This window comes from Streptomyces sp. NPDC047453, assembly GCF_040643155.1.
Lineage (GTDB): Bacteria > Actinomycetota > Actinomycetes > Streptomycetales > Streptomycetaceae > Streptomyces.
In genome coordinates, this window is record NZ_JBEYTS010000039.1 from 1 (window position 1) to 24,408 (window position 24,408).

The 24,408-nt window shown below is 71.0% G+C and carries 17 protein-coding genes and 2 pseudogenes; 12 read left to right on the forward strand and 7 right to left on the reverse strand.

Annotation, left to right across the window (positions count from 1 at the left end; all coding sequences use genetic code 11):
- Nucleotides 1-185 (reverse strand): transposase (locus ABZ818_RS27750; RefSeq protein WP_361420264.1); only part of this gene is annotated, 185 nt, incomplete at its 3' end.
- 849 nt (nucleotides 186-1,034) lie between these two features.
- On the opposite strand from ABZ818_RS27750, the gene ABZ818_RS27755 reads away from it, so the two are divergent.
- The 3 genes and pseudogenes from ABZ818_RS27755 to ABZ818_RS27765 all read left to right on the forward strand — a co-directional run.
- Entirely contained in the window at nucleotides 1,035-1,943 is a 909-nt protein-coding gene (locus ABZ818_RS27755; protein ID WP_361420128.1) for an S-4TM family putative pore-forming effector, read from the forward strand.
- Between the two features lie 62 nt (nucleotides 1,944-2,005).
- Entirely contained in the window at nucleotides 2,006-6,961 is a 4,956-nt protein-coding gene (locus tag ABZ818_RS27760) for an ATP-binding protein (protein ID WP_361420130.1), read from the forward strand.
- Nucleotides 6,962-7,056: 95 nt separating this feature from the next.
- A pseudogene (locus tag ABZ818_RS27765) lies at nucleotides 7,057-8,064 on the forward strand (ISAzo13 family transposase); the annotation flags it as partial.
- A gap of 36 nt (nucleotides 8,065-8,100) precedes the next feature.
- Here the strand turns inward: ABZ818_RS27765 and ABZ818_RS27770 are convergent.
- The gene (locus tag ABZ818_RS27770; protein ID WP_361420133.1) at nucleotides 8,101-9,345 is read right to left on the reverse strand and encodes an IS110 family transposase; all 1,245 of its coding nucleotides are present in this window, start codon (nucleotides 9,343-9,345) and stop codon (nucleotides 8,101-8,103) included.
- A 296-nt stretch (nucleotides 9,346-9,641) separates the two neighbouring features.
- Between ABZ818_RS27770 and ABZ818_RS27775 the strand changes: the two are divergent.
- A pseudogene (locus ABZ818_RS27775) lies at nucleotides 9,642-10,319 on the forward strand (ISAzo13 family transposase); the annotation flags it as partial.
- A 182-nt stretch (nucleotides 10,320-10,501) separates the two neighbouring features.
- Complete coding sequence (locus tag ABZ818_RS27780) at nucleotides 10,502-10,786, forward strand: hypothetical protein (protein WP_361420136.1); 285 nt, start codon at nucleotides 10,502-10,504, stop codon at nucleotides 10,784-10,786.
- Nucleotides 10,787-10,873: 87 nt separating this feature from the next.
- Here the strand turns inward: ABZ818_RS27780 and ABZ818_RS27785 are convergent, their stop codons facing one another.
- Nucleotides 10,874-11,884, reverse strand: coding sequence for a DUF6397 family protein (locus tag ABZ818_RS27785; protein WP_361420139.1), 1,011 nt, complete (start codon nucleotides 11,882-11,884; stop codon nucleotides 10,874-10,876).
- 127 nt (nucleotides 11,885-12,011) lie between these two features.
- Nucleotides 12,012-12,425, reverse strand: coding sequence for a roadblock/LC7 domain-containing protein (locus tag ABZ818_RS27790; protein ID WP_361420142.1), 414 nt, complete (start codon nucleotides 12,423-12,425; stop codon nucleotides 12,012-12,014).
- 93 nt (nucleotides 12,426-12,518) lie between these two features.
- Here ABZ818_RS27790 and ABZ818_RS27795 point away from each other — a divergent pair, with 93 nt between their 5' ends.
- From ABZ818_RS27795 to ABZ818_RS27810, 4 genes are all read left to right on the forward strand, one after another.
- Nucleotides 12,519-12,947, forward strand: a complete 429-nt coding sequence (locus ABZ818_RS27795; protein ID WP_361420145.1) for a PPOX class F420-dependent oxidoreductase — start codon at nucleotides 12,519-12,521, stop codon at nucleotides 12,945-12,947.
- 170 nt (nucleotides 12,948-13,117) lie between these two features.
- Complete coding sequence (locus ABZ818_RS27800; RefSeq protein ID WP_361420148.1) at nucleotides 13,118-13,717, forward strand: class I SAM-dependent methyltransferase; 600 nt, start codon at nucleotides 13,118-13,120, stop codon at nucleotides 13,715-13,717.
- A gap of 127 nt (nucleotides 13,718-13,844) precedes the next feature.
- Nucleotides 13,845-14,729, forward strand: coding sequence for a hypothetical protein (locus ABZ818_RS27805; RefSeq protein ID WP_361420151.1), 885 nt, complete (start codon nucleotides 13,845-13,847; stop codon nucleotides 14,727-14,729).
- Nucleotides 14,730-14,909: 180 nt separating this feature from the next.
- On the forward strand, nucleotides 14,910-16,298 hold the full coding sequence (locus tag ABZ818_RS27810; protein ID WP_361420154.1) for a tannase/feruloyl esterase family alpha/beta hydrolase: 1,389 nt from the start codon (nucleotides 14,910-14,912) through the stop codon (nucleotides 16,296-16,298).
- A 4-nt stretch (nucleotides 16,299-16,302) separates the two neighbouring features.
- Here the strand turns inward: ABZ818_RS27810 and ABZ818_RS27815 are convergent, their stop codons facing one another.
- On the reverse strand, nucleotides 16,303-16,485 hold the full coding sequence (locus tag ABZ818_RS27815) for a hypothetical protein (RefSeq protein ID WP_361420157.1): 183 nt from the start codon (nucleotides 16,483-16,485) through the stop codon (nucleotides 16,303-16,305).
- Nucleotides 16,486-16,770: 285 nt separating this feature from the next.
- On the opposite strand from ABZ818_RS27815, the gene ABZ818_RS27820 reads away from it, so the two are divergent.
- Together ABZ818_RS27820 and ABZ818_RS27825 are read left to right on the forward strand one after the other, a co-directional pair.
- Nucleotides 16,771-19,644, forward strand: coding sequence for a DEAD/DEAH box helicase (locus ABZ818_RS27820; RefSeq protein WP_361420267.1), 2,874 nt, complete (start codon nucleotides 16,771-16,773; stop codon nucleotides 19,642-19,644).
- Nucleotides 19,641-20,906 carry an SWF or SNF family helicase gene (locus ABZ818_RS27825; RefSeq protein ID WP_361420160.1) on the forward strand — a complete coding sequence of 422 codons (1,266 nt, stop codon included), beginning with the start codon at nucleotides 19,641-19,643 and terminating at the stop codon, nucleotides 20,904-20,906. Before ABZ818_RS27820 ends, ABZ818_RS27825 begins: the two co-directional genes overlap by 4 nt.
- A gap of 103 nt (nucleotides 20,907-21,009) precedes the next feature.
- Here ABZ818_RS27825 and ABZ818_RS27830 read toward each other — a convergent pair whose 3' ends face one another.
- Both ABZ818_RS27830 and xylA read right to left on the reverse strand, forming a co-directional pair.
- On the reverse strand, nucleotides 21,010-21,336 hold the full coding sequence (locus ABZ818_RS27830; protein WP_361420163.1) for a hypothetical protein: 327 nt from the start codon (nucleotides 21,334-21,336) through the stop codon (nucleotides 21,010-21,012).
- Between the two features lie 242 nt (nucleotides 21,337-21,578).
- Nucleotides 21,579-22,745: a xylose isomerase gene (xylA, locus tag ABZ818_RS27835; protein ID WP_361420165.1), complete on the reverse strand. Its 1,167-nt coding sequence runs from the start codon at nucleotides 22,743-22,745 to the stop codon at nucleotides 21,579-21,581.
- A gap of 179 nt (nucleotides 22,746-22,924) precedes the next feature.
- Here xylA and xylB point away from each other — a divergent pair, with 179 nt between their 5' ends.
- Nucleotides 22,925-24,370, forward strand: coding sequence for a xylulokinase (gene xylB / locus ABZ818_RS27840; RefSeq protein ID WP_361420168.1), 1,446 nt, complete (start codon nucleotides 22,925-22,927; stop codon nucleotides 24,368-24,370).
- Nucleotides 24,371-24,408: the final 38 nt, after the last annotated feature.

Consider the following 24,408-nt stretch of genomic DNA (forward strand, 5'->3'; position numbering starts at 1 on the left):
TGCTCGTTGCCGTCCGGCAGTCGCTCCGCCATCGGCTGGATCGACTTGCGCCGCCCATCCAGCATCAGCCCTCGCAGGTAGCAGTCACCCTTCGCCCGCTGATCCTTGCGTGGCACCGATGCGAAGACATCCGCTACGAATAACGCCAACTTCGCCCGAGCACGGTTCACTTCATGTAAGTCCACAACGTCCAACATGCCCCAAACAGGGCCGAGAAGACCTAACGGAGCCCTACTAGAGCCTGAAGTCGGTTGCCTGGAAGTATCGTTGCGCTCCAGGCAACCCGAAATAACGGCTACACACTGTGATGAGCTGGAGTCTTCGCGCTACTTTCTGACACCCAAGGGAGTCTCGCCCGGACCAGTCGTGGACCAAACGGCGCCGTGGGACATCACCCCACGAGCCGCCCGCTCATGAGCGCCGCGAGTCCAGGACTTCCTGGGACCGGCTCGAGACAACGGCCGAGCCGCCCCCGCGCGACCTCGTCGTGGAGTTCATGGGGCTCCACATCGGGTTCCGGCATGGCTGACGGGGGCGGCGGCCGATTCGGGGACACCGCCAACTGTCCGCCCGGCGAGAGAAGCTGCCCGGAAGATTTCAAGTCCGGTGAGACGGTCGCCAGCCCCCCGCTGCCATACCGCTGCTCCCCACCCCGTGCGCCTCCCGCCCTACGCTGCCGGTGATCCTACTGAGGGGGGAGGAGCCCTGAAGGACCGAGTCGCCATCAGGCCAGGAAGGCCCACACCGTCAGGCCGATCACGGTACAGCGAGCCTGAGGCGACTCAGCTGGGCGAACACCCTTCCAAGCTCCCAAGCCGTTCACCGTGGCCCTCTCCGCCAGCCCTCACGCGACGCGTGACCACCCGTCTATCACCTGCGGAAACAGCTCCGGTCACGCCGAGCGAAGCTCTGCCGGCGCATGGCGAAAAGCAGCGGAAGCGCTGACCGACGGCGAGACGTGAACTGTGGCGCCTGTGTACGGGGTTGGGGCCGGCGGGCAGAGTATGGGCACGGCGAGGACGAGGGGGAACGTCATGGGCAGCGAGCCGCTCGGAGGCTCCCGCATCCTGTCGGAACAGAACGGAGAGGCGGCACTGCACCGGCTGCGGGCCATGACGGTGTCCCACCGCAGGGCCCAGCGCCTGGCCAATGCGCGCATGGGGGTATCGGTTCTCCTGGCCGTGTCCGGCCTCGTCACCGTCTTCGTGCCGCATGTCAGCGCGTCCGTCACGGTGGTGGGCGGGGTGTGGGCGGTGGCGCACTCGGTCGGGCTCACACAGTGGGAGAGCAGCGAGGCCCGTCGCGCGGCGTTGTTGCAGGAGTCGTTCGACGTTCGGCTGTTCCACCTGGAGTGGAACAGTGCCATGGTGGGCTCCCCGCCCGCGTCACACCTGATCAGCAGTCTCAGCCGGCGTTACTCGGGTGAGGAGGCGGAGCTACGTGACTACTACGAGATCCCCGAACTGCCGCACCCTTATGACGTGGTCGCCTGCCAATTGCAAAATCTCGGGTGGGGCGCGCGGGTCCGCCGCCGTTACGCGCGGACGGTGCTGGCAGCGGTCCTGCTCTGGCTGGGTGGCGGTCTCGTCGTCGGCCTGACGACGCGTATGGAGGTGCTCGACCTGGTGCTGCTGTGGTACGTGCCGTCGCTCGGCGCGGCGATGATGGGTCTGGAGGTGTGCCGCACCCAGTGGCAGGTCGCCGCAGAACGGGAGCGGGTGATGGAGCTACTGGAGGCCAGGGTCGCCGCAGGCGGTGACACCGGCGCACTGATGGGTTTCGCCCGGCAGGTGCAGGACGTGATCTTCCATTCGCGGCAGCGGTACACGCGCGTGCCGGACTGGTTCTTCCGCCGCTTCAAGAGCACGGACCGGGCCGATTTCCAGGCCGCCATGGACGACGTGGAACGTCTCGTCGCCCGCCGGACGCCCCAGCCTGGCTGACCGGCCGGCGTCCGGCTGGAGTGGATCGCGCGTGAACGGGACATGGATCAGGGGAAAGCACGGTGGAGAACGCGGACAGCCTCGCCTCTCTGTTCGAGAACGACGAGCTGGCGTCCAAGGCGCTGGTCGCCTGGGCCCACGAGGTGCATCGGGGCCTGGTTCGGCCCTACGTGCCCCGGTGGCGACCGTTGGGCCAGGGTGCCAGCGGTGCCGGGCTGACGGCCGTGGTGGCCAGCCGGGGACCGGGGGTCATGGTGGTCAAGGTGTCCCCCCACGGCCAGGGAGGCGAGGGGCATCCCCACGCGGAGGCCCGCAAGACGGCTCAGAACCATGTGCCCACGTTGCACGGTTCATGGCCGGTGGAGGACGGGCGCGTACTGACGTTCCAGTCCCCCGCGACCGGCAGCCTGGACGACTTGTGCGCCATGGCGTCCCTGGGGAATGACCTGCCGGCCGGTTGCGCGTACCTCACGAGGTGGCTGCTGACGGAATGGAACAACGGCCCGGGGGGCGGCACGTCCGACCACCTGCCTGTCGGTGAGCTGCTGCGCCAGGAACTCGGAGCGCTTGTCTCCCGCGGTGGCTCGGCACTCGCCTACGGGTCACGGATCGGGGGCCTGGAGGCGGACACGCCGTGGATCAAAATCAACGGCCTGGACCTGCCGAACCCTCTGGCGCTGGCCCGGGCGGACGCCGGGCACCCGAAGCTGGACGTCATGCGGGGACGGGCGCACGGCGACCTGCACCTGCACAACGTCCTGGTGCCCGTCCGGGAAGGCAGGGCCCGGTTCGAGAAGTTCCAACTCATCGACCTGGCGACGTTCTCGCAGAACGCCCCGTTGTCGCGGGACGTAGCCACGCTGCTCCTGTCCGCCGTGGAACCGACCGTCCGGGAACAGCCGACGGAGGAAGGCGATGCCCTGCTGCACTATCTGGTGCGACCCCACGAGGATTCCCTGCGCCAGATCAAGCCGGCGACGAAAGACATCGTGCAGACAGTGCGCGACATCTGCGAGGAGATCTTCGCGGGCGGCCAGTACGACCTGTGGCACCGCCAGTTCCTGCTCTCCCTGATCGTGACCGGTCTGCGGGGCAGCACCTACGAGAACATGGGCGACGGCGGCCGGTGGTGGTGTTTCAGGCTGGCGGCGCGCGCCGGTGGTGAGCTGCTGGAGCGGTTGGGCACCCCGATTCCGCCGGGCGTGACGATCACGGGACCGGAACCGGCCGGGCGGTACGTGACGTGCGGTACAGCGGTTCCGCCGGAGCGGTGGACCGGCGCCGCCGCAGCGGCGGACCGCGCGGCGCGGGCCGCGTCCGTGTCCCGGGGAGCGACCACGGATCGGTCGGAGGAGCTCCGCGAACTGGAAGCGTACAGCCACACCGCCGTCGCTGCGGCGGGCCACCAGGGTGCGTCCGGCATGCAGGCGCAGCGCCTGGACCTCACGGCGCTCGCTGTCCCCCGGGATCTGGAGAGAGACCTGCTCAAGTTGCTCGACATGGGGCAGCCGATCTGCGTCGTCGGGGATCCGGGGAGCGGGAAGACGACGCTGCTGTGGCGGCTGCACCATGAGCTCTCGGCTGACCCGTTGGGCCCCCGGCCGTACTTCCTGCGGGCCGGCGACCTCCGGAACACGGCGTCCGGTGCCGGACTCGCCCTGGAGACGCTGCGCGCCGCCTGTCGTTCCCTGACGGATCCCGCGGTCTTCCTCTTCGACACCGCGGACCTGCTGGTGTCGGATGCAACGGGCTTCCACGTGCTACAGGAACTGCTCACGATCGCCGCGGACAACTCCGTACGGGTCCTCATGACGTGCAGGAAGGAGGAGTGGAACGTCGTGCAGTCGCAGGTGGAGGACTTCGGCGTCCAGCAGCGCGTGCTGGGCCCCTACAGCCCGCGGGAGCAGGAAGCGGCCATCCGGTCGCACGCGCGGTACTTCTACGAGGGGGAGGCCGAGGTCTCCGTGGACAAGGTGTGCCGGGACATCGCCAACGCGGCGGTGCAGGGGCTGCCGATGCGTAAGGTCTGCGAGGCTCCCCTGACACTGCGCATGCTGTTCGAGACGTTCGCCCCCCAACCGCCCCAAGTGCAGGACATCGACACCGCGATCCTGTACGACCGGTACTGGAGCCACCGTGTCAGCCAGGACCAGCGAGCAGGAGACGCCCCCGCGACCGGCACGGGGCCGCTGCCCGATCTCACCGGGGCCGGTGAGGAACTGGCCCAGTTAATGCTGGGGGAAGGCAGGCTCGACATCTCGGGCGCGGAGGTGCTCGCCGATCGCTCACCCTCCGGCCGCCCTGGACTGGAACGCGGCCTCCAAGGGCTCGTGGCGCGGGGCGTGGTCGAACGCCAGGGTGCCGGCACCACGGAGCGCTACACCTACTTCCACCAGACACTGTTCGAGTACGCGGCGGGCCGCCGGCTCTCCCGGACTGCCGCGTCCGACGTCCCGTCACTGCTGGGTGAGCTGCTGGGCTGGCTGAAGGAGCATCCCGGGGACCAGTTCCGGGTCGCGGTCGCCGAGCAGGCGCTCGTCCAGGCCGGCAGGGGCGGCAACCAGGCCGCCGAGGCGTGCACAGCGCTGCTGACCGGCACGCTCGCCGACACCTGGGACGCCGGCACGGCGGACACACACCCGCTGCGCGCGATGCAGCTGCGGGTTTACGCCAGACTGCCACAGCCCGATGCCGCCCTGCGTTGTCATTTCACGTCGCTGATCGCCACGCTGGATCCCGACCTGGCGCGGGTCTACCTAGGGACACTGCCGACAACCCTGCACAAGGACGGTGACCGAATCGTCAATGAGTTGCTGGCCTTGTGGCGCAGCGACTCCGAGGAGTTGAGGCAGCCGGTGCTCATCGCTCTGAAGTGGTTCGCGGAGACGCTGCCCAAGAGCGTGATCACCGTCTTCGACCGGAGCTGCCCGTCCAACGGGTCCCGAGGGGGCGCCTGCAAAGGCCCGCGCTGTGATCCCCGGAACTGCGTGTGGGCCTGGTTGCTGACTCTGCATAACTCCGAGATGCACAAGTTCCTCGGGGTTCTCGAGGCGCTCGCGCTGGAGAACGCCGGCTGGGTATGGCATCGGCTGCGCATGGTGGTGACGGATCCGCGGCGCGACCTACTGACGGTGGCCCGCTGCCTGCGGCTGGTGGCCCGGCCGCTCGAATGGCCGGAACGGCCGTTCTCCGCGGTCCGGCATATCGTGCGCCACCGATGGGGCCACGGCACCAGGTTCAACAACAGCGATGTACAGGTCCAGGCGGCACTGGGACAATTGATCGCCGGCAACTGGCTGTCCAGCGGCCGACAGCCGCCGCTGGACTCCGTCCTGAGGGCCGCTGCCCGGCATCCCAAGGAATTCACGTCGTACGTGCAAGTACACGCCGTGGCGCGGATGGCGCGGCAGGCGTCCCCCGAGGAGGTCGGCCACCTGCTCGACGTGCTGGAGGAGGTCACCGCGCCGACGTCGCTGACTCTGCTGTCGACCTGCCTGCTGCTGCCGTTGCTGACCGCCACCCGCGCCCCGGACACGCTCGGCGGCGACACCCCGCCGAGCCGTGCCCGCGGACCGGAGCCGGCCGCCACCAAAGCCGTGCGCAGTTGGCTGGCGCTGAGACTGCGGACCCAGAATCGGGCCGCTCTCGCCGACGCCACCCACCAGTTGGCGGCAGAAACCTGGAAACGCAGCCTGGACGTGGCCACCACGGCCCGGCTGGTCGGCGAAGCGTGGCCGGAGGGCGCCGCGGGCCAGCAGCCTGATAGCGGAGGCAGCTGCGGTGCGGAAGCGGAGTTGCACCGGATCTGGCTGACCGATCCAGACGTGGCCATTCTGCTGGTCGCCGCCGCCGCGGCGGGACAGGCGCAGGCTCGGACGGCCCTGCGGCTGTGGCGCACCGAACGGGCGGGCAAGGGCCACGTCACGGGGCCTGGCAGGGGCACCGGTGTGACCCAGACGGACAAGAAGATCTCCGGCTCGCTGCAGGTGCTGGTAGCGGAGCATCCCGAGCTGCTGGACGAGTTGTTCGCCGGAGGGGCCGTGGATCCCCGGCTCGATCCGGCGTGGCTGAACGCGGTGCTGCCTCAAGCCGGGACGGACATCGACCGCCGGCTGGCGGCCGCCCTACGTCGGCATCGCACCGCACTCGAGGAGGTGTGCGATCTCGCCGTTACGCGTGAATACGGCGCGGACAACGCCAGGACCGCCTTGCACGTACGCGGCAGGCTCATCGCCCTGGGCGTCCTCGGCCCCCCTGCCCCGGCCCGGCTCCGGGAGATGCTGGGCAGGCGCGGTCATCCACGCCATGTCGGCGCCGCGCTGCAGCTGGTGGAGACCGTGGTCGAGCACAGTCCGAACGGCTCTCTAAACACTCCGGAGTGGCAGCAACTGGAGGAAGAGGACCTGCGTCACTTCGCGGCCGCTGACTACGTCGAGGGGCGTACCGGCCAGGGCGAGCGTGAGCTGGTGCAGGCCGCGGCCCGCCGGTGTATGACGGGCCTGCTGTGCCGCCACTACCCGCTCACCACGCAGGCGCAGGTCGGCCGGGCACGCAACGGGGCGTTGCGCCACCTGGCGACGGCCACGCAGGTCGGCGACGTGACGGTGCTCGGGCGACTCCTCGAACGCCTGGCCGACGCCGCGCCGCAGGAGGCGGTGACGGTGGTCAACGCGGCTGCCAGGAAACTGCGCACGCTGTCCACGGGCAAGGTGACGACGCTGGCGCAGCGCTGGCAGAGACCCCTCTCGCGCCTTGCCGAACGGGCCGGCCCGGAGCAGTGGAGGGAACTCGTCGAGGGTGTGTGGGACGGCCCGGTGGAACTCCTGCGCGTGCTGATCCGCAGTGGCATCCGCCACCGCACCGACGACACAGCGCGGTACCTTCTCACGATCGCCGACAGCAGCCCATGGTCGGGCGTGGTGAGGGAGACGGTCCGGATCGGCACCCTCCTGCGCAGCGAGGGCAGTCCGCAGCGCTGGCTGCCGGCCCTGGAAACTCCGTCGAACGCGCAGAAGTGATGGCCATCAACCGGGGGCCTTGGCCCAAGGCCCATCACTAAGGGCTTGCCGGGAAACAAGCCGTTGCTTCCGGCTCCGAGGCTCGTTGTTGTGGTATGGGGAGTTCGGAGGGGATCGAGGCGGCCCTGGCCGCGAAGTTCGCGACGCTGTTCCCGCATCTCGACGAGCGGCAGCGGCGGCTGGCCATAGGAGCAGAAGCACGGTCGCTGGGCCATGGAGGCATCAGGCTCGTTGCTCGTGCGGCCGGAGTCCGGGAGGGTACCGTGTCGTGCGGTGTGACGGAACTGGAGTCCGGCGAGGCGCCGTTGGGGCGGGTGCGCCGGTCCGGTGGGGGCCGCAAGCGTGCGGTGGACCTGGATCCGGGCCTTCGGCCCGCGTTGCTGGCTTTGGTGGAACCGGATGTACGCGGGGACCCGATGTCGCCGCGCTGGACGACGAAGTCGACCCGGCACCTGGCTGCCGAGCTGACCAGGCAGGGGCACCGGGTCTCGGCGGACACCGTGGCGGCCGTGCTGCGCGAGGAAGGCTTCAGCCTCCAAGGCAACGCCAAGACCATCGAGGGCGCCCAACACCCTGACCGCGATGCGCAGTTCCGCTATATCAACGACCAGGCCAAAGACTTCCAGGCCGCCGGAGACCCGGTGATCAGCGTGGACACCAAAAAGAAGGAGCTGGTCGGCAACTACAAAAACGCCGGCCACGAGTGGCGTCGCCAAGGTGATCCTGTCCGGGTTCACACCCACGACTTTCCCGATGCCGATCTGGGCAAGGCGATCCCATACGGGATCTACGACCTGACCGCGGACACGGGCTGGGTCAACGTCGGCACCGACCACGACACCGCAGCCTTCGCCGTCGCCTCCGTCCGCCGCTGGTGGCACGCGGTTGGGCGCAATACTTACCCGCGCGCGCACCGTCTGCTGATCACTGCGGACGCCGGCGGTTCCAACGGCTACCGCACCCGGGCCTGGAAGTTCGAGCTGGCCGCGCTGGCTGTCGAGACCGGCCTGGAGATCACCGTGTGTCACTTTCCTCCAGGCACATCTAAGTGGAACCGAATCGAGCACCGACTGTTCTCCCACATCACGATGAACTGGCGGGGCGCCGTGGAGGCCGTCGGGTATCCGGGGTCGGGGCGGTCAGGCTGGGGCTTCCATGGGGTTGAGCGTGACGGTGTAGCCGAGCTGGTTCAACGCGGTGATCGCTCGACGAGTGGCGCGTTCAGGGTCGCGCTGGGTGAAGTAGGCGCCGCCGAGCTCGTGGTACGGCTTGTGATCGGTGAGCATGTGCCAGACCGCGGTGATGATTGAGTGTTCGACGGCGACCAGGGCTTTCAGCGGGCCGCGACGTGCGGCCAGCCGCTTGTAGCGGGCCTGCAGATAGCAGTTCTTGGTTCTCGCCGCGCTGAACGCCGCGAGTCCGAGAGCGCCTTTGAGGTAGGGGTTGCCGGGCCGGACCTTGGTGCTCTTGGTGCGGCCGGCGGACTCATGGTGGCCCGGGCAGACCCCGGCCCAGGAGGCGAGGTGCTTGGCCGAGGCGAACCGGGCCATGTCCCCACCGGTCTCCGCGATGATCACGTCGGCGACTCCCCGGTTGATTCCGGGGATGGTGTCGAGCAGGTCCAGTGCGGGACGAAAGGGGGCCATCGCCTCCTCGATCCGCCCCGTGAGCTGGTCGATCATCGCGGTGAGCTGGTCGTACTGGTCCAGATACAGCCGGGCCAGGAACGCGTGGTGTTCGCGGAAGCGTCCCGTGAGCGCCTCGGTGAGCTCGGGGATCTTGCTGCGGAGCTTGCTTTTGGCCAGGTCGGCGAGCATCTGCGGGTCGCGTTCTCCACGGATGAGGGCTTCGAGCATGGCCCGGCCGGAGACGCCCATGATGTCGGAAGCAACCGCGGACAGTTTGATCCCGGTGTCCTCCAGCAGCTTCTCCAGGCGCTGGACCACGCGGCCGCGTTCGCGAGTGGTGACGGTGCGGGCTCGGGTCAGATCCCGCAGCTCACGCACCGGCTGTGGCGGGACGAAGGAGGGGCGGACCAGCCCGTGGGCGCCGAGCTGAGCCAGCCAGGCGGCATCCGAGACGTCGGTCTTGCGGCCGGGCAGGTTCTTAACCTGTCGCGCGTTGACCAAAATGACGTTCAGGTCCTCGGCCAGCACGTAGTAGTAGGGCTTCCAGTAGTCCGAGGTGGCCTCGATCACCACCAGGGTCACCTGCGCGGCAAGCAGATGATCCCGCAGGGCGAGGACCGCGTTGGTCGTGGCGCCCCAGGTCGTGGTCTCGGTCGTGAACGACCCCCGGCGCCGGGTATTCGGCGTACGGATGCACACCTTGGCGTCCTTCTTGCTGATGTCCATCCCCGCGCAGCGTTCGTGCAGCACGTCCACGGCCCGCTCCTTCCATCCATGAAGGGCCAGGAGGAACGCCGTCCCGGGAGGGCCAGGGTGAATCAGGAATTCTGACGCACGTGCTCACAGCAACGCTCCACGGTCCCCGTGGTCGGCCCTCAGCACCATGCTGACCAGCGAGCTGCACAGCATCACAGAGGCATCGGTTTCGGCCGGAACGAACACTTCATGATCCCGAACGGGGCCCGTCCCTCGACAGGGCAGACAGAAGCATCTCCGGCGCGCGCCACAGCATTTACCACGCCCCCGGCGCGCACCGAAGGTGCGCTGGACTGCTGACCAGCCATGAAGTCATCGTGAACAGCATCGCGGCGACCACCACCCGCGCGGGACTGACAGTCCGCGCAGAGCTCGACACCGCCAGCTACGAGACCGGCGTCCGCATCAGTGACGGGCAGCTGAACGCCCTGCCACTGAGCCGCCATGACTGGCACGGCGACTGGAACTACACCCTCCACCCCCAGGAACACCGCCGGGACGGCGTCCTTCCGATCCCGCCCCAGAACGAAGCCGGCCCCGGCCGCGACTGGCTGACCCATCCCGCCCTCACCGGCATCCCGCACGAGCAGTGGGACTCGCTGGTCACCGAGCTGGCAGCGGCCCGCGCGGCTCAGCGGGAAGCAGACCTCCATCAGCGACGCGGCGGCGACCGGCAGAGGACCCCAGCCGCTGGCCTCTACACCGGCCGGCGCCCCGGCCTCACCCTCGTCGACCGGCTCCTGGCCACCATCCTCTACCAGAGGTTCAAGCTCCCCCAGGTCGTCATCGCCCCGCTCTTCACCGTGACACCCGTGACCCTCAACCGGGCCATCAGCCAAACCCGCCGGCTCCTCCGAGACATCGGACACGCCATCGAACCCGCCGAGACGCAACTGGCCACCCTCGACGATCTCACCGACCTCACCGCACACCTCGGCATCCCCAAACCGGAGATCAAGACTGCGAGTTATTGATCGGCAGGTTCTAAGGCCCGGACCATTCCCGGACCAGCCGCCAACCGTAGCTCGCCCTGACGCCCATATCCGCAGGTCAAAGGGACCGCAGTCGTGTACCACCAGCAGACGAAGAACCTGCTGGCGCCCCTCCGCGCAGGAAACCTGCGGCATTCGCTCAGCGTGCCTCCAGAAATTGTCAGATGGGCTGGCTACCACCCATCGCACGATTGTGCGCATGGTGTGCTGAGCATGCGTCCAAACGCTCTCTACACCGGAAACATGCAAGTCACCAAGCATTCGCGGCTTCTATCTCCGCCCACGCCATGTGGTTCCACCGGCCGTTCCGTGCGGACGAGTGGTTCCTGTACGACCAGGAGTCTCCGATCGCGACAGGCGGCCGTGGTCTGGCCCACGGGCGCATCTACGACCTTCAGGGGCGCCTGCTCGTGTCGGTCGTCCAGGAAGGGCTGTTCCGCGCGGTGTAGGCGGACACTCCCTCCGCGGTGGTCCGTCGGGCTCTCCGCGGTGGTCAGTCGGGCGGTCCGGTCCAGTCCAGGACTGGCGTGTGTGGTTCAGGTGGCTCTGCGGAAGAGCCTGCCCACCAGGCCGCGTGACCGCCGGGGGTTCTCGGACGGCCGGAGGTTCTCGGATGACCGGGGTCGATCGCAGCGCCTGGGCGCGGGCGTACGCCGGTGCCGTGCCGAGTGCGGGTGTGAGTCCGGGTGCCGGTGTGGGTCCTGGCCCGGGTGTGGGTCAGGGTGCCGCGAGGCCGGGCGGGGCGCGGGCCAGTGGGTTCGCGCCTCCCGCACCGCCCGTGCCAGGTCCGCGCGGAGCAGGTCGATCTCGTCGGGGTCCTGCGCCGTCGTGATCCGCTCGGTGAGGTGGGCGGCCGGCGAGCCGGGTGCGCCGTGGGCGGGTGACGGCGGCCGGAAGCGGCTCAGATGGGAACGCTCGTAGGGATCCGTGACGATCTCGGAGATCTGGACCGGGTCGAGCAGCGAGGCCACGACGCCCGCCCGCTCCCATGGATCCCCGGCCTGACGCAGCAGGAAGCCGAGGTGCCGTCCGCGCCAGTGGCGGGGGCGCAGGTCCAGGCCGGTGTCCAGTTGGCCCCGCAGTGTCTCCGGCAGGGGCCGGTTCAGCAGCGAGGCGTTCTTCGCGTCGGAGGCGAACTCCCTTAGTTCGGCGGACAGATACCGCCAGACCACGGCCCGGTACCGGTTGAGATGGAACGTGACCGGAACCAGGAGGCCCAGTCTGGCAAGACGGGTGAACCGGGCGGCGGTCACCTCCATGATCGCCGAGCCCTCCCTGGTGCCCACGGTCGCCACCCGCTGCCGCAGCGCCTCCGGGAAGCCCTCCTGCCCGCGCAGCCGTTCGACCTCGGCGCGGTCGACATGCCGGCCACCTCCTGCCTCAGCGGGACGGGCGCGGATGTGGCCGAGGTGCACGGCCAGGTCGAACTCGCTGCGTTTGAGCCCCAGTTCGCGGGCCGCCCGGCTCTGCGAGAAGGGCGCTCGGACCCTGGTGGCGGCCGTCCGGGCGGTTGGCGTGACCTCGTGTGTGGCGGTGTTGCCGGACATACTCGTCTCCCCCGTGGAGTGTCGGGATCGCGCCGTTTGCGCTCACCTGCGAAAAACGGTAGCGGGTGACGGGAATCTACGGCGCGAGCCTGTGGACAACTCCGCAAAGGATGACGAAAGATGCAGGTCAGAGGTCTGTCGACGATGTCCCTTCAGGCCGGCGGGCGTCCACGTCGAGGTGCTCGCCGACCCGGTTGACGAGAAGAGTCATCTCGTAGGCGATCTGCCCGATGTCGGCCTCCGCTCCGCTGAGGACGCACAGGCAGCTGCCCGCGCCTGCGGCCGTGACGAACAGCACCGCGTCGTCGAACTCGACCATCGTCTGGCGCACCCCGCCCGCGCCGAAATGGCGTCCCGAGCCCTTGGCCAGGCTGTGCAGACCGGACGAGACGGCCGCGAGATGTTCCGCGTCCTCGCGTCGCAGTCCCGTGCTCGTCCCCGTCACCAGCCCATCGGTGGACAGGACTAAGGCGTGGCGTACGTGTTCCACGCGTTGGGTCAGATCGTCGAGCAGCCAGCTCAGTGTCTGGTTCTGCGCCATGATGCGGTCTCCCCGTGTGATCTCTTCCCCCTGGCCGGAGGATCTGCCGCCAGCCTTCCCCACCGCCGCTGTCCCGGCAAGGAGGATGGGCGCATGGCAGACAAGATGACCGACGAGGAATGGCGGGCGTTCGTCTCGTACGGCACCCGCACCGGAAAGCTGTCGACCGTACGGACCGACGGAAGCCCTCATGTCGCGCCGATCTGGTTCCTGCTCGACGGCGACGACGTGGTGTTCAACACCGGGAAGGAGACCGTGAAAGGGCGCAATCTGGCCCGAGACGACAGGGTTGCCCTGTGCGTGGACGACGAACGGCCGCCGTTCACGTTCGTGGTGCTGCAGGGCCGCGCCCGGCTGTCGGAGGACCTCGACGAGCTCCGGCAGTGGGCCACCCGCATCGGCGGCCGTTACATGGGCGAGGAGCGCGGCGAGGAGTTCGGAGCACGCAACGGCGTACCGGGCGAACTCCTGGTCCGGGTCAGGATCGACAAGGTGTTGGCGGTGAAGGATGTCGCGGACTGACCCACCGCCGGTGGGCTCCCGCCCGTCCGGCCGTACGCGGCCGGTTCCGTTCGGCCCGCGGAGTCGCGGAGCCGGGTGGTGCGCCGGCGATCCACCCGGCACACTTCACGCGCCGGACGAGCATCCGCTTCCCGGGCGCCCGTCGGCCCCGGTGAGGGATCATGCGGAACATGAGCGACGACCACACGCACGTCCAGGAGTTCTTCACCGCCCGCGCCGCCGATTGGGACAGCAGGTTCCCGGACGACGGCCCCGCCTACGCGGCCGCGATCGCCGAACTCGGGCTGCGCGAGGGCGACCGAGTCCTCGACGCGGGATGCGGCACCGGGCGCGCCCTGCCCCCACTGCGCGCCGCGGTGGGGGCGCCGGGCATCGTCGTGGGCGCCGATCTCACGTGGGCCATGCTGGAAGCCGCCGTACGGGCCGGGCGGGACCAAGAGGGTCTGCTGCTGCTCGCCGATGTCGGCGCGCTCCCACTCGTGTCAGGGTCGTTCGACGCCGTGTTCGCCGCCGGCCTCATCGCGCACCTGCCTCATCCCTCGGAGAACCTGAGCGAGTTGCGGCGCGTCGTACGTCCTGGCGGCACCCTGGCGCTGTTCCATCCGATCGGCCGTGCGGCGCTCGCCGCGCGCCAGGGTCGGCAGATCACGCCGGACGACCTGCGCTCCGAACCCAACCTCCGGTCTCTGCTCTCCCGTTCGGGATGGCGCATGACCTCCTACGTCGACGAGGACGCCCGCTTCCTGGCGCTGGCCGTACGCGAGGACTGACCCCCCGTCCGACCGTACGGGCCCCACAGTGGAGAACCGCAGGTCCGGCTGTGCACGGGAGTCGTGACAACGGCCTTCCAATGGCACTAGGGTGCGCGCCGTTGGACGAACCGATGGGGAGGCTGAGATGGCCGAGACGGACGAGGAGGTCGCCGCCGCGGACGACGCTCTCTATGTGCTCACGGCGGTACTGCTGACGCCCGCACAGTTCCCGAGCGTTCTGGGCGACGACTATCCGGAGGCCTGCGCGGCACTCGGCCTCGCACCGCTCGCCGACGGGTACGGTCTGGTGCTCGGTCAGGACGGCGACGGGGCGCGGTGGACGGTCGTCGTCGACGACGTGTCGCTGGTCGCCGTGGCCATCGCGTCCTGGGATTGCGGCATGGAGTACGACCTGTCGCCCGACGAGCGCAGCGTAGTCGCCGCCCTGCCGGGCTGGCCCTTGGCCCTCGCCGTGGCGGCTCCGGGCGTGCCCGCACCGCACGACCCGGACCCGGAGTCTTCGGGCGGGCCCGCGCTGACCCCGCCCGACACCAGCGTCTGGGGACCGGCCCAGCGCCGTCTGGGCGCCGACGAGATCGCGCTGCAGTGGGCGGTGTGGCGCGAGCAGATCAACGACGCGGAATTCCTCGCTCCCGCAGACCGGGCCGGGTCCCTGACCGGGAACGATGACGGTCCGTCGAGCGCGTCGACCGAAGAGAGCGGCGAACCGCAGGACGGGACGGGTGGCAAGGCTTCCCCGAGCCACAGCGGCATCCGTAGCGTTCTGGCGCAGGCACGCGCGTACGTGGACGCGCCGCCACCGCTGGGCCGGGTCCGGTCGTCCTTCGCGCCGGGCGACGCGCGCACCCTGCGGGCCGACGGTCCCGGCTGGTCGATGGTGGCTCGCACCGACGACATCGCCTTCGTGCTCCTCGACGACGAGCCCGGTGAAGTCCTGCCCGTTGGCCGGGGGCCGGAGCTTCCGGGTCTGCTGGAAGCCCTCGACAAGCTGGCGGTACGCCCCCTCTGAGGTCCGGTGCTCAGAGGGAGAAGCCTCCTGGCACATGTCCTGCCTCTCCATGACGAGCCCCGGCTCCATGTGGTGCCAATCCATGGATGACGGGGCGACCGGTCCGCACGATGGGGCAGCCCTGGGCGCTCCATACGCCCGCGCTGTACCCGCCGACCCGTCGTGCCGCTGGAGGCCGCCATGCGTCTGTCCCGAGGATTTCCGCTCGTCGCCGCCGCTCTGATGGCGGCGGCCGTCACATCGTCCGTTCCCGCCACGGCCGCCTCCGGCACCGGCGGGCATTGTGCGCACCAGGAGCGTGTGCGGGTGCCGGGCGCGGCCTTCCAGCAGACCGCCTGTCTGCCCGATCTGACCACCACCGGGCTGACCGGTACCCCGTACACCGATCCGAACGACCAGGCGGGGCTCACGGCCCGGGCGACGCGCACACCGTCCGGGGTGCCCGGGACGCAGATCGACGGCTACTTCCCGGACTCCTCCCACTTCAACACCACGCACGGCTGGGACCACGACGCCCAGTTCGTGATCAGGCTGCCGGACCGCTGGAACGGCGGCCTCGTGGTCACCGGGGCGCCCGGCACACGCAAGCAGTACGCGACGGACAAGGCGATCTCGGACCAGGTGCTGGCGCAGGGCTTCGCCTACGCCGCGACCGACAAGGGGAACAGCGGAGCCGACTTCTACCGCGACGGCAGCCGTCCCGGCGACGCGGTCGCCGAGTGGAACGCACGCACCACCCAGCTCACGCGGGCGGCCAGGCGCGCGGTTGCCCAGCGCTACGGCCACGCGCCACGCCGTACGTACATGACGGGCATCTCCAACGGCGGCTACCTCACGCGCTGGCAGCTCGAGCACCACCCGGAGCTGTACGACGGCGGCGTGGACTGGGAAGGGGCGCTGTGGACGGCCGACGGCCCGAATCTGCTCACCTCACTGCCGACGGCGGTCGCCCGAACCCTGGGCTCGGCAAGCGACGCGGACCTGTACACGGTGGGCTTCGCGCGGGGCTCGGAGTTCCTGTGGCCGTACCACGGGCAGGCGTACTGGGGCGTGACGCAGAAGACCTACCGAGCCGCGTTCGACCCGGCCTACGACCCTGCCTGTCCCGGACCGTCCGCCGGGACCACGCCGGAGCGGATCCTGGCGCCCTGCGCCTCGGACGCGGTGTACGACTACGCGGCCCGTCCCGCCTCCGTGCACCGCGCCGTGGCCCGTGTGGCCCTGACCGGACGGATCGGCAAACCCCTGATCACGCTGCACGGCGATCTCGACGCGCTGCTGCCCCGTGCGGCGGACTCGGACGTGTACGCGCGCATGGTCGACGCGAGCGGACGGGGCGGGCTGCACCGGTACTACACCATCCAGGGCGGCACGCACGTCGACGGACTGTACGACGCCCATCCCGACCGGCTGCGGCCGATCCTGCCGTGCTACCGGTCGGCGTTCGACACGCTGGTGGCGTGGGTGGAGCGCGGTGTCCGACCGCCCGCGGACCGGACCGTCAGCAGGCCCGCGAGCGGCGATGTGGTCGACTCCTGCGCCCTAAACGCAAACGCGCGGGGGCGGTAGCGCTTCAGCGGCCGAGCTCCTTGCGGGTGACGCGGCGCAGCCGGCGTCGCTGCGAGGGGTCCAGGGCGAGGTACGCGGCGGCCGGGACTCCGAGCACTATCAGGACGGCGGCCCACCAGGGCAGCCAGATCAGCAGGACGAGTCCGACCGCCACTCCTCCTGCGGCGATCTTCGCGTTCTTCGACATCTGTCGCCTCCTTCGCGGCCACTGCCGCTCTCTGTCGTGAGAACGGGCCCGCGCTCCCGGCGGTTCCGGACCGCGACCCTGAGACGTCCCTGAGGCGCACCCCTACTGGTCGTGCGGGGCCCGCTCTCCTCGGCCCCGCACGACACCCTGGTCCACTGCGCCCTGGGACCACCCCTCGTTCCGGTGGCCCACACCACCGCACCAATCGTTCCCGGTAGGCCGCCGCTGTGCTGTACCCTCGGCGACCCAACTCCAAGTAGTCAAATTTGAGGAATCGGCTTGGCTGTGCAGAGAACTCCCGCGGCATCACCATCCGAGATCTCCGAACTGGCCCGCTGCTGTGCGGTGTTCGTACCCTCGGACCCCGCCCGCGCGGGCCGGGTCGCCTTCTGGCACCCCGACGGCCGTACTCCGCCGGCCGCGGTCCCGGCACCCGTCGAAGAGGTGACCGTCGTCCTCCCCCTCAGCGGTGGTGTGGGGGCGGTGACCGTGCCGGCCGTCCTGCTTCCCGTGCGTACGGCCCTGCCGGTCCTCACGCACGCGCGTGTCACCGGACACGGGCACCGGGCCACCGTGTTCTGGGGCGCGGCCTCCGTCCTGGGCCTGCACCTCGTGGCACGTGGCCTGCTGCTGCCCGGCCTGTCCGCCGGCGACCACGACGCCTGGCGCGCGGCACCGCTGCACGGCCGGGACGCCGAGCACGTCCGGGCGCTGGCCGCCTCGATGCCGCCCGAGGCGCACGCCGTCCCCCTCGACGGCACCGAGCGGCCACGACTGCCCGACCCCGAGCAGCTGCTGCGCGGCTTCCTGGACGCGGTGGCCGACACACTGCCCCGCTCCCCTGCCGCGCCCCTCCTCACGGGCGGCCCCGCCTATGCCGCCAGGGAACCGCGGCGCGTTCCGGAGTTGCGGGCGTGGACCACCGACGTCGCCGCGGGTCACGAAGCGGGCGCGAGGATCTCGCTGCGCGTCGAGGTGCTTGGGCTCGAGTCCGCCGGGCGGCACGGCGCCGAGCCACGGTTCCGCGCGGTCCTTCAGGTGCACGACGTCGACGATCTCGCGCAGGTCGCCGACGCCGCCGACGTGTGGGCCGGATCGGGCCGCACGGGCCACGCGTTCGGCCACGGGGTGCGGACGGACGTCCTGCTCGCCCTGCGCCGCGCGGCCCGTTCGTGGCCGGCGCTGACGCCGCTGCTGTCGGCATCAGTGCCGGACGCCGTCGAACTCGTCGCCGAGGAGGTCGCCGAACTCCTCGGCGAGGGCGCCCGGACCTTGGCCTCCGCAGGCGTGGACGTGCAGTGGCCCGCGCAGCAGGCCCGCGGACTGGTCTCCGGTCTCACGGTCGGCCCCGTGGACGAGGACGGCGGCTCCGGCAGCACCGGCGGCACACTGCCGGATCCCCGAACGGCCCTGTCCGCGGACGCCCTGCTCGCCTTCGACTGGTGGTTCGCACTGGGCGGCCAACGGCTCACTCGCGAGGAGCTGGACCGCCTGGCGGAGGCCAACCGGCCCCTCGTGCGGCTGCGCGACCAGTGGATCCTCGTCGACCCCGCCGAGTTGCGCCGCGCCCGGGACCGACAGGACCGGAAGATCAGCCCCGTGGAAGCGCTGGGCGCCGCCCTGACGGGCTCGGCGGAGGTCGACGGCCGCCAGGTCGAGGTCCGCCCCACGGGATGGCTGGCGGCCCTGCGGGACCGGCTGGCGGACCCTGAGGCCGGGGAACCGGTCGGACAGCCGGCCGCGCTCGCCGCCCGTCTGCGCGACTACCAGCTGCGCGGGCTCGACTGGCTGGTCCGGATGACGTCCCTGGGACTGGGCTGCTGCCTGGCCGACGACATGGGGCTCGGCAAGACGATCACGCTGATCGCGCTGCATCTGCACCGCCAGAGCGACCCGGCGTCCGCCGGACCGACCCTCGTGGTGTGTCCCGCGTCGCTGATGGGCAACTGGCAGCGGGAGATCGAGAAGTTCGCGCCCGGCACGCCCGTACGACGCTTCCACGGCTCCCGGCGCGATCTGGAAGCCCTGGGTGACGGCGAGTTCGTCCTCACCACGTACGGCACCATGCGCCTGGACGCGCCGCGCCTGGCCGAGGTGGCGTGGGGCATGGTCGTGGCGGACGAGGCCCAGCATGTGAAGAACCCCTACTCGGCGACGGCCCGGCGGCTGCGCTCCATCGGCGCACGCGCACGCGTGGCGCTCACCGGCACCCCCGTGGAGAACAACCTGTCCGAACTGTGGGCGATCCTCGACTGGGCGACGCCCGGACTGCTGGGCCGGCTCGGCACCTTCCGCACCCGCTACGCGGCGGCCATCGAGAGCGGCCGGGACCCGGCCGCCGCCGAGCGCCTCGCCCGGCTCGTCGGCCCGTTCCTGCTGCGGCGCCGCAAGTCCGACCCGGGGATCGTGCCCGAACTGCCGCCGAAGACCGAGACCGACCGCGCGGTGTCGCTCACCGTGGAACAGACGGGCCTGTACGAGGCCCTGGTGCGCGAGACGCTCGCGGCGATCTCCGGCGCCGACGACATGGCGCGCCGAGGGCTGATCGTGAAGCTGCTGACCGGTCTGAAGCAGATCTGCAACCATCCGGCGCAGTTCCTCAAGGAGGACCGGCCGAGGATCGCCGACCGGTCCGGGAAACTGGAACTGCTGGACGAACTGCTCGGCACCATCCTCGCCGAGGGGGCGAGCGTCCTGGTGTTCACCCAGTACGTGCGGATGGCGCGCCTGATCGAGCGGCACCTGGCCGCACGCGGTGTGCGGTCGCAGTTCCTGCACGGCGGAACACCCGTCGCCGAGCGGGAGGCCATGGTCCGACGCTTCCAGGCCGGCGAAGTACCCGTTTTCCTGCTGTCGTTGAAGGCGGCGGGCACCGGACTCAACCTCACGCGCGCGGAGCACGTCGTGCACTACGACCGCTGGTGGAACCCCGCTGTCGAGGCGCAGGCCACCGACCGGGCGTACCGCATCGGGCAGAGCCGGCCCGTGCAGGTGCACCGGCTCATCGCCGAGGGAACGATCGAGGACCGTATCGCCGAACTGCTGCACCGCAAGCGGGACCTGGCCGACGCGGTACTGGGGACGGGCGAGAGGGCGCTCACCGAACTGACGGACGCGGAGCTCTCCGACCTGGTGGAGCTGCGAGGAGGATCGCGATGACGGAGCACCGTGCCGACCAGGAGCGCACGTTCGCCGCGCTGCCGCCCGCACGGGGGCGGGGTTTCGCCCGCACGTGGTGGGGCCAGGCCTGGCTGAAGGCGCTCGAGGACACGGCCCTGGACGGCGAGCAGGTGAAGACCGGCCGCAGGCTCGCCCGCGCCGGCGCGGTGGGCGCGGTCTCGGTGCGCCCGGGCCGCATCACGGCCGTGGTGCACGACCGCGATCGTACGGCGCACCGCGCGGACGTGCTGCTGGAGGAACTGTCCGACGCCGAGTGGGACCGGTTCCTGGATGTCGTCGTCGAACGGTCCGGGCACCTGGCGGCGCTGCTCGACCGCGACCTGCCGCCATCCCTCGCCGAGGACGCCGCGGCTGCGGGGATTGAACTGCTGCCCGGGATCGGGGATCTGGAACCCGAGTGCGGTTGCGGCGCCTGGGACCACTGCGGGCACACCGCGGCGTTGTGCCACGTGGTGGCGCGGCTGCTGGACCAGGATCCGTTCGTGCTGCTGCTGATGCGCGGCCGCGCTGAGCGACTCCTGTCCGCCGACCTCCAAGGCCGTGACCCGGCAGGCGACGAAGGGCCGTCGGAGCCGGACGGCGTGGACGCCGCGGAGGCGTACGCGACGGGGTACGCGCTGCCTGAGCTGCCGCCCCTGCCGGAGCTGCCCGCGGAGCCGGGCCTGCCGCCCACCCTGGACTCCGGGACCCCGCCGGCGCCGGGGGTCGATCCCGCCGCGCTGGAGATCCTGGCCGCGCGGACGGCGGTGGCGGCGCACCAGTGGCTCGGCGAGACGCTGAGCGCCGGGACGGCGGCGCACTCGCCGGTCCCGGAGCCGACCGTCGCCCAGGACGCCGTACGCCTGGCCGCGGGCGTCACCGACAGTGCCGTGCTGGACCGGCTGGCCGAAGGCTCGGGCCGCAGCAAGGAGGAGCTGGCACGGGCCGTGCTCGCCTTTCGGCTGGGAGGCGTTGCGGGCCTGTCCGTGCTGGAGGAGGAGTGGGCACCGGCCGGCGACGACCACGCACGCGCGTGCGTCGCTGTGGAGTCGGCCTGGGAGGAGGACGAGAGGCCGTCGCTGCGGGCCGAGAACAACCGCTGGACCGTCGACGGGGAGGACCGCCAGCTCCGCCTGGGACGGGACGGCCGCTGGTGGCCCTACCGGAAGCGGCAGGGCCACTGGGTGCCCGCCGGGTCACCCGCCCAGGACCCGGCGACGGCGCTGGCCGTGACGGCCCGTGCCGAGGGCTGGGAGGAGTAGCGGGGCAGGGTGAATCTGCGTACGGCAGCCCTGTCCGGTCCGATACGCGTCCGGCGGCCCCGCCCGGTCCGGCAGGCCGTGACAGCGGGCCGCCGCCGTCCGGTCAGGGAAGCAGCGATTGGAGATCACTGGGGATCTCGCTCGGCAGACCGCTCGGGAAGCCGGAGGGCAGGGAACTGGGGAGCCGGGTCGGCAGCTCGATGGGGAGGCTGAGGGTCGGGGCAGGTGACGGGCTCGTGGCAGGTGACGGGCTCGTACGCGGGCTGCTGCCCGCGGGCGGCTGCTCGTCCCGTGTGCCGCTCCCCGAGGAAGCGAGCACCAGCACCAAGGCGACCGCACCGACGGCGGCCAGCACGGTGAGGAGGAGGAAGAGCGGGTTCCTGCGCCTCGGCGGCCCGGGCGGCCGAGGCGGTACGGGCGGGATGGCCATGGCGTCCATCGTCGCCGTCGGCCGGACAACGCGCGGGCCCCGCGCGGATGTCGATACGAACCCATGCCATGGATCGCATGGTTCCGCGGCATTCCACGCGGGACCGGTCACGGGCGGACGGACGGCGTGCCGCCCGAGGCGTCCACGGCACGTACGCACGTGCGGACCCCTCGGCACGCACGCGCGTACGGACCCTCCGGGGCACACACGCGCGTGTGCCCCGGGAGCCGGACGCCTCCGTGTCAGCCGCGCGCCCCCAGCAGGTGGTCCATCGCGAGCTGGTCGAGCCGCTCGAAGGCCATCCCGCGCGCGGCGGCCGCCTCGACGTCGAAGTCCTCGAAGGCCAAGCGGTCCGCGAGCAGCGCCTCCAGGCCGTCCGCCGCCGTGGGCTGCGCCAGCTGGTCGAGCCGGGCGGCGCGAAGGGCCTCCTGGACCTCCGGGTCGGTCCGGAAGGCGGCCGAACGCTCCTTGAGGATGAGGTAGTTGCGCATGCAGCCGGCGGCCGACGCCCACACGCCGTCCAGGTCCTCGGTCCGCGGCGGCTTGAAGTCGAAGTGGCGCGGGCCCGCGTAGCCGGCGCTCTCCAGCAGGTCGACCAGCCAGAAGGCGGCACGCAGGTCACCGGCGCCGAAGCGCAGGTCCTGGTCGTACTTGATGCCGGACTGGCCGTTGAGGTCGATGTGGAAGAGCTTGCCCGCCCACAGCGCCTGGGCGATGCCGTGCGGGAAGTTGAGCCCGGCCATCTGCTCGTGGCCGACCTCGGGGTTGACACCGTACAGCTCGGGGCGCTCCAGGCGCTCGATGAACGCGAGCGCGTGGCCGACGGTGGGCAGCAGGATGTCGCCGCGCGGCTCGTTCGGCTTGGGCTCGATGGCGAAGCGGATGTCGTAACCCTGGGAGGTGACGTACTCGCCGAGGAGGTCGAATGCCTCCTTCATGCGGTCCAGAGCGGCCCGCACGTCCTTGGCGGCGCCCGACTCGGCGCCCTCGCGGCCGCCCCAGGCGACGTACGTCTTCGCGCCCAGTTCGACGGCCAGGTCGATGTTGCGGATCGTCTTGCGCAGCGCGTACCGGCGCACATCGCGGTCGTTGGCCGTGAACGCGCCGTCCTTGAAGACGGGGTGGGTGAAGAGGTTCGTGGTGGCCATCGGCACGGTCATGCCGGTCGCGTCGAGCGCCTGCCGGAAGCGCTTGATGTGCGACTCGCGCTCGGTGTCGGAGGCCCCGAAGGGGATCAGGTCGTCGTCGTGGAAGGTCACGCCGTGTGCGCCGAGTTCGGCCAGGCGCTGCACCGACTCGACCGGGTCGAGGGCGCGGCGTGTGGCGTCGCCGAACGGGTCCCGTCCCTGCCAGCCGACGGTCCACAGGCCGAAGGTGAACCTGTCCTCGGGGGTGGGCTGGTAGCTCATGCCGCGGCTCCTTGCTCGCTTGCGACTATTTCGTCATGGCGATTTACAAATTAGTATGCCGACGCATCCCTGGGAAGGGAACAGAGGGCCCCGACCGGGACGGCACCCGCGTCGCCGGGCCATGTACACCATGAGAACTGCAGGTCACATCCCGCGAGCCGCGGAAAGAGGGAGAGCCGATGTCAGCAGCCGAGGGTCCGCTCGTCGTCGGTGTGGACTCGTCCACGCAGTCCACCAAGGTGCTCGTCGTCGACGCGGCCACCGGGCAGGTCGTGGCGAGCGGCCAGGCGCCGCACACCGTCTCGTCCGGTGACGGCCGCGAGAGCGATCCGCGCCAGTGGTGGGACGCGCTGTGCGAGGCGCTGCACCAGTGTGGTGAGGCGGCCCACGAGGCCGCCGCCGTGTCGATCGCCGGCCAGCAGCACGGACTCGTGACCCTGGACGCGCAGGGCGCCCCGGTGCGGCCGGCCCTGCTGTGGAACGACGTGCGCTCGGCCCCGCAGGCCCGCCGTCTCGTCGAGGAGCTGGGCGGTCCGAAGGTCTGGGCGGAGCGTACGGGCAGCGTGCCGGGAGCCTCCTTCACGGTCACGAAGTGGGCCTGGCTGGCCGAGCACGAGCCGGAGGCGGCGCGGTCGACGGCGGCCGTGCGCCTGCCACACGACTACCTCACCCAGCATCTGACGGGCGAGGGCACGACCGACCGGGGAGACGCCTCGGGTACGGGCTGGTGGGCGTCCACGACCGAGGCCTACGACGAGGAGATCCTCGCCCATGTGGGGCTCGATCCGGCGTTGCTGCCCCGGGTGGTGCGCCCCGGCGAGGTGGCGGGAACCGTGCGCGACAGCCACGACCTGCCGTTCTCCAAGGGCACGCTGGTGGCGGCCGGCACCGGTGACAACGCCGCCGCCGCCCTGGGCCTCGGGCTGCGGCCGGGAACCCCGGTGCTGAGTCTCGGCACCTCCGGCACGGTGTACGCGGTGTCGCGCCACCGGACCGCCGACCCGTCGGGAACGGTGGCGGGTTTCGCCGACGCGCGCGGTGACTGGCTGCCGCTGGCCTGCACCCTCAACTGCACGCTCGCCGTCGACCGGGTCGCCGCCCTGCTCGGCCTGGACCGCGAGGCCGTGGAACCCGGTACGTCCGTCACTCTGCTCCCCTACCTGGACGGCGAACGCACCCCGAACCTGCCGAACGCCTCCGGGCTGCTGCACGGGCTGCGCCACGACACCACGGCCGGACAGCTGCTGCAGGCCGCCTACGACGGAGCCGTGCACGCCCTGCTCGGCGCCCTGGACCTGGTGCTCGACCAGGACGCCGACCGCACCACCCCGCTGCTGCTGATCGGCGGCGGCGCCCGGGGCACGGCCTGGCAGCAGACCGTACGGCGCCTGTCCGGGCGGCCCGTGCAGATCCCCGAGGCCCGAGAGCTGGTCGCGCTGGGCGCCGCGGCCCAGGCGGCGGGGCTGCTCACCGGCGAGGACCCGGCCGCGGTCGCCCGCCGCTGGCGGACGGCCGACGGCCCGATGCTGGACGCGGTGGAACGCGACGAGGCGACCTTGAACAGGATCTCCGGGGTACTCTCCGATGCGGCACCGCTGCTGGAGCGCGGGACGCGGACCCCATGACGGACACCTGCTGACGGACGGCCGTCCGACGGCCGTCC

Coding starts and splice junctions, on each gene's coding strand:
- ABZ818_RS27800 (WP_361420148.1), top strand. CDS start 13,118: ATGAGCGACGACCACACGCACGTCCAGGAGTTCTTCACCGCCCGCGCC.
- ABZ818_RS27780 (WP_361420136.1), top strand. CDS start 10,502: ATGGGCTGGCTACCACCCATCGCACGATTGTGCGCATGGTGTGCTGAG.
- ABZ818_RS27755 (WP_361420128.1), top strand. CDS start 1,035: ATGGGCAGCGAGCCGCTCGGAGGCTCCCGCATCCTGTCGGAACAGAAC.
- ABZ818_RS27805 (WP_361420151.1), top strand. CDS start 13,845: ATGGCCGAGACGGACGAGGAGGTCGCCGCCGCGGACGACGCTCTCTAT.
- ABZ818_RS27830 (WP_361420163.1), bottom strand. CDS start 21,336: ATGGCCATCCCGCCCGTACCGCCTCGGCCGCCCGGGCCGCCGAGGCGC.
- ABZ818_RS27815 (WP_361420157.1), bottom strand. CDS start 16,485: ATGTCGAAGAACGCGAAGATCGCCGCAGGAGGAGTGGCGGTCGGACTC.
- xylA (WP_361420165.1), bottom strand. CDS start 22,745: ATGAGCTACCAGCCCACCCCCGAGGACAGGTTCACCTTCGGCCTGTGG.
- xylB (WP_361420168.1), top strand. CDS start 22,925: ATGTCAGCAGCCGAGGGTCCGCTCGTCGTCGGTGTGGACTCGTCCACG.
- ABZ818_RS27825 (WP_361420160.1), top strand. CDS start 19,641: ATGACGGAGCACCGTGCCGACCAGGAGCGCACGTTCGCCGCGCTGCCG.
- ABZ818_RS27795 (WP_361420145.1), top strand. CDS start 12,519: ATGGCAGACAAGATGACCGACGAGGAATGGCGGGCGTTCGTCTCGTAC.
- ABZ818_RS27785 (WP_361420139.1), bottom strand. CDS start 11,884: ATGTCCGGCAACACCGCCACACACGAGGTCACGCCAACCGCCCGGACG.
- ABZ818_RS27810 (WP_361420154.1), top strand. CDS start 14,910: ATGCGTCTGTCCCGAGGATTTCCGCTCGTCGCCGCCGCTCTGATGGCG.
- ABZ818_RS27790 (WP_361420142.1), bottom strand. CDS start 12,425: ATGGCGCAGAACCAGACACTGAGCTGGCTGCTCGACGATCTGACCCAA.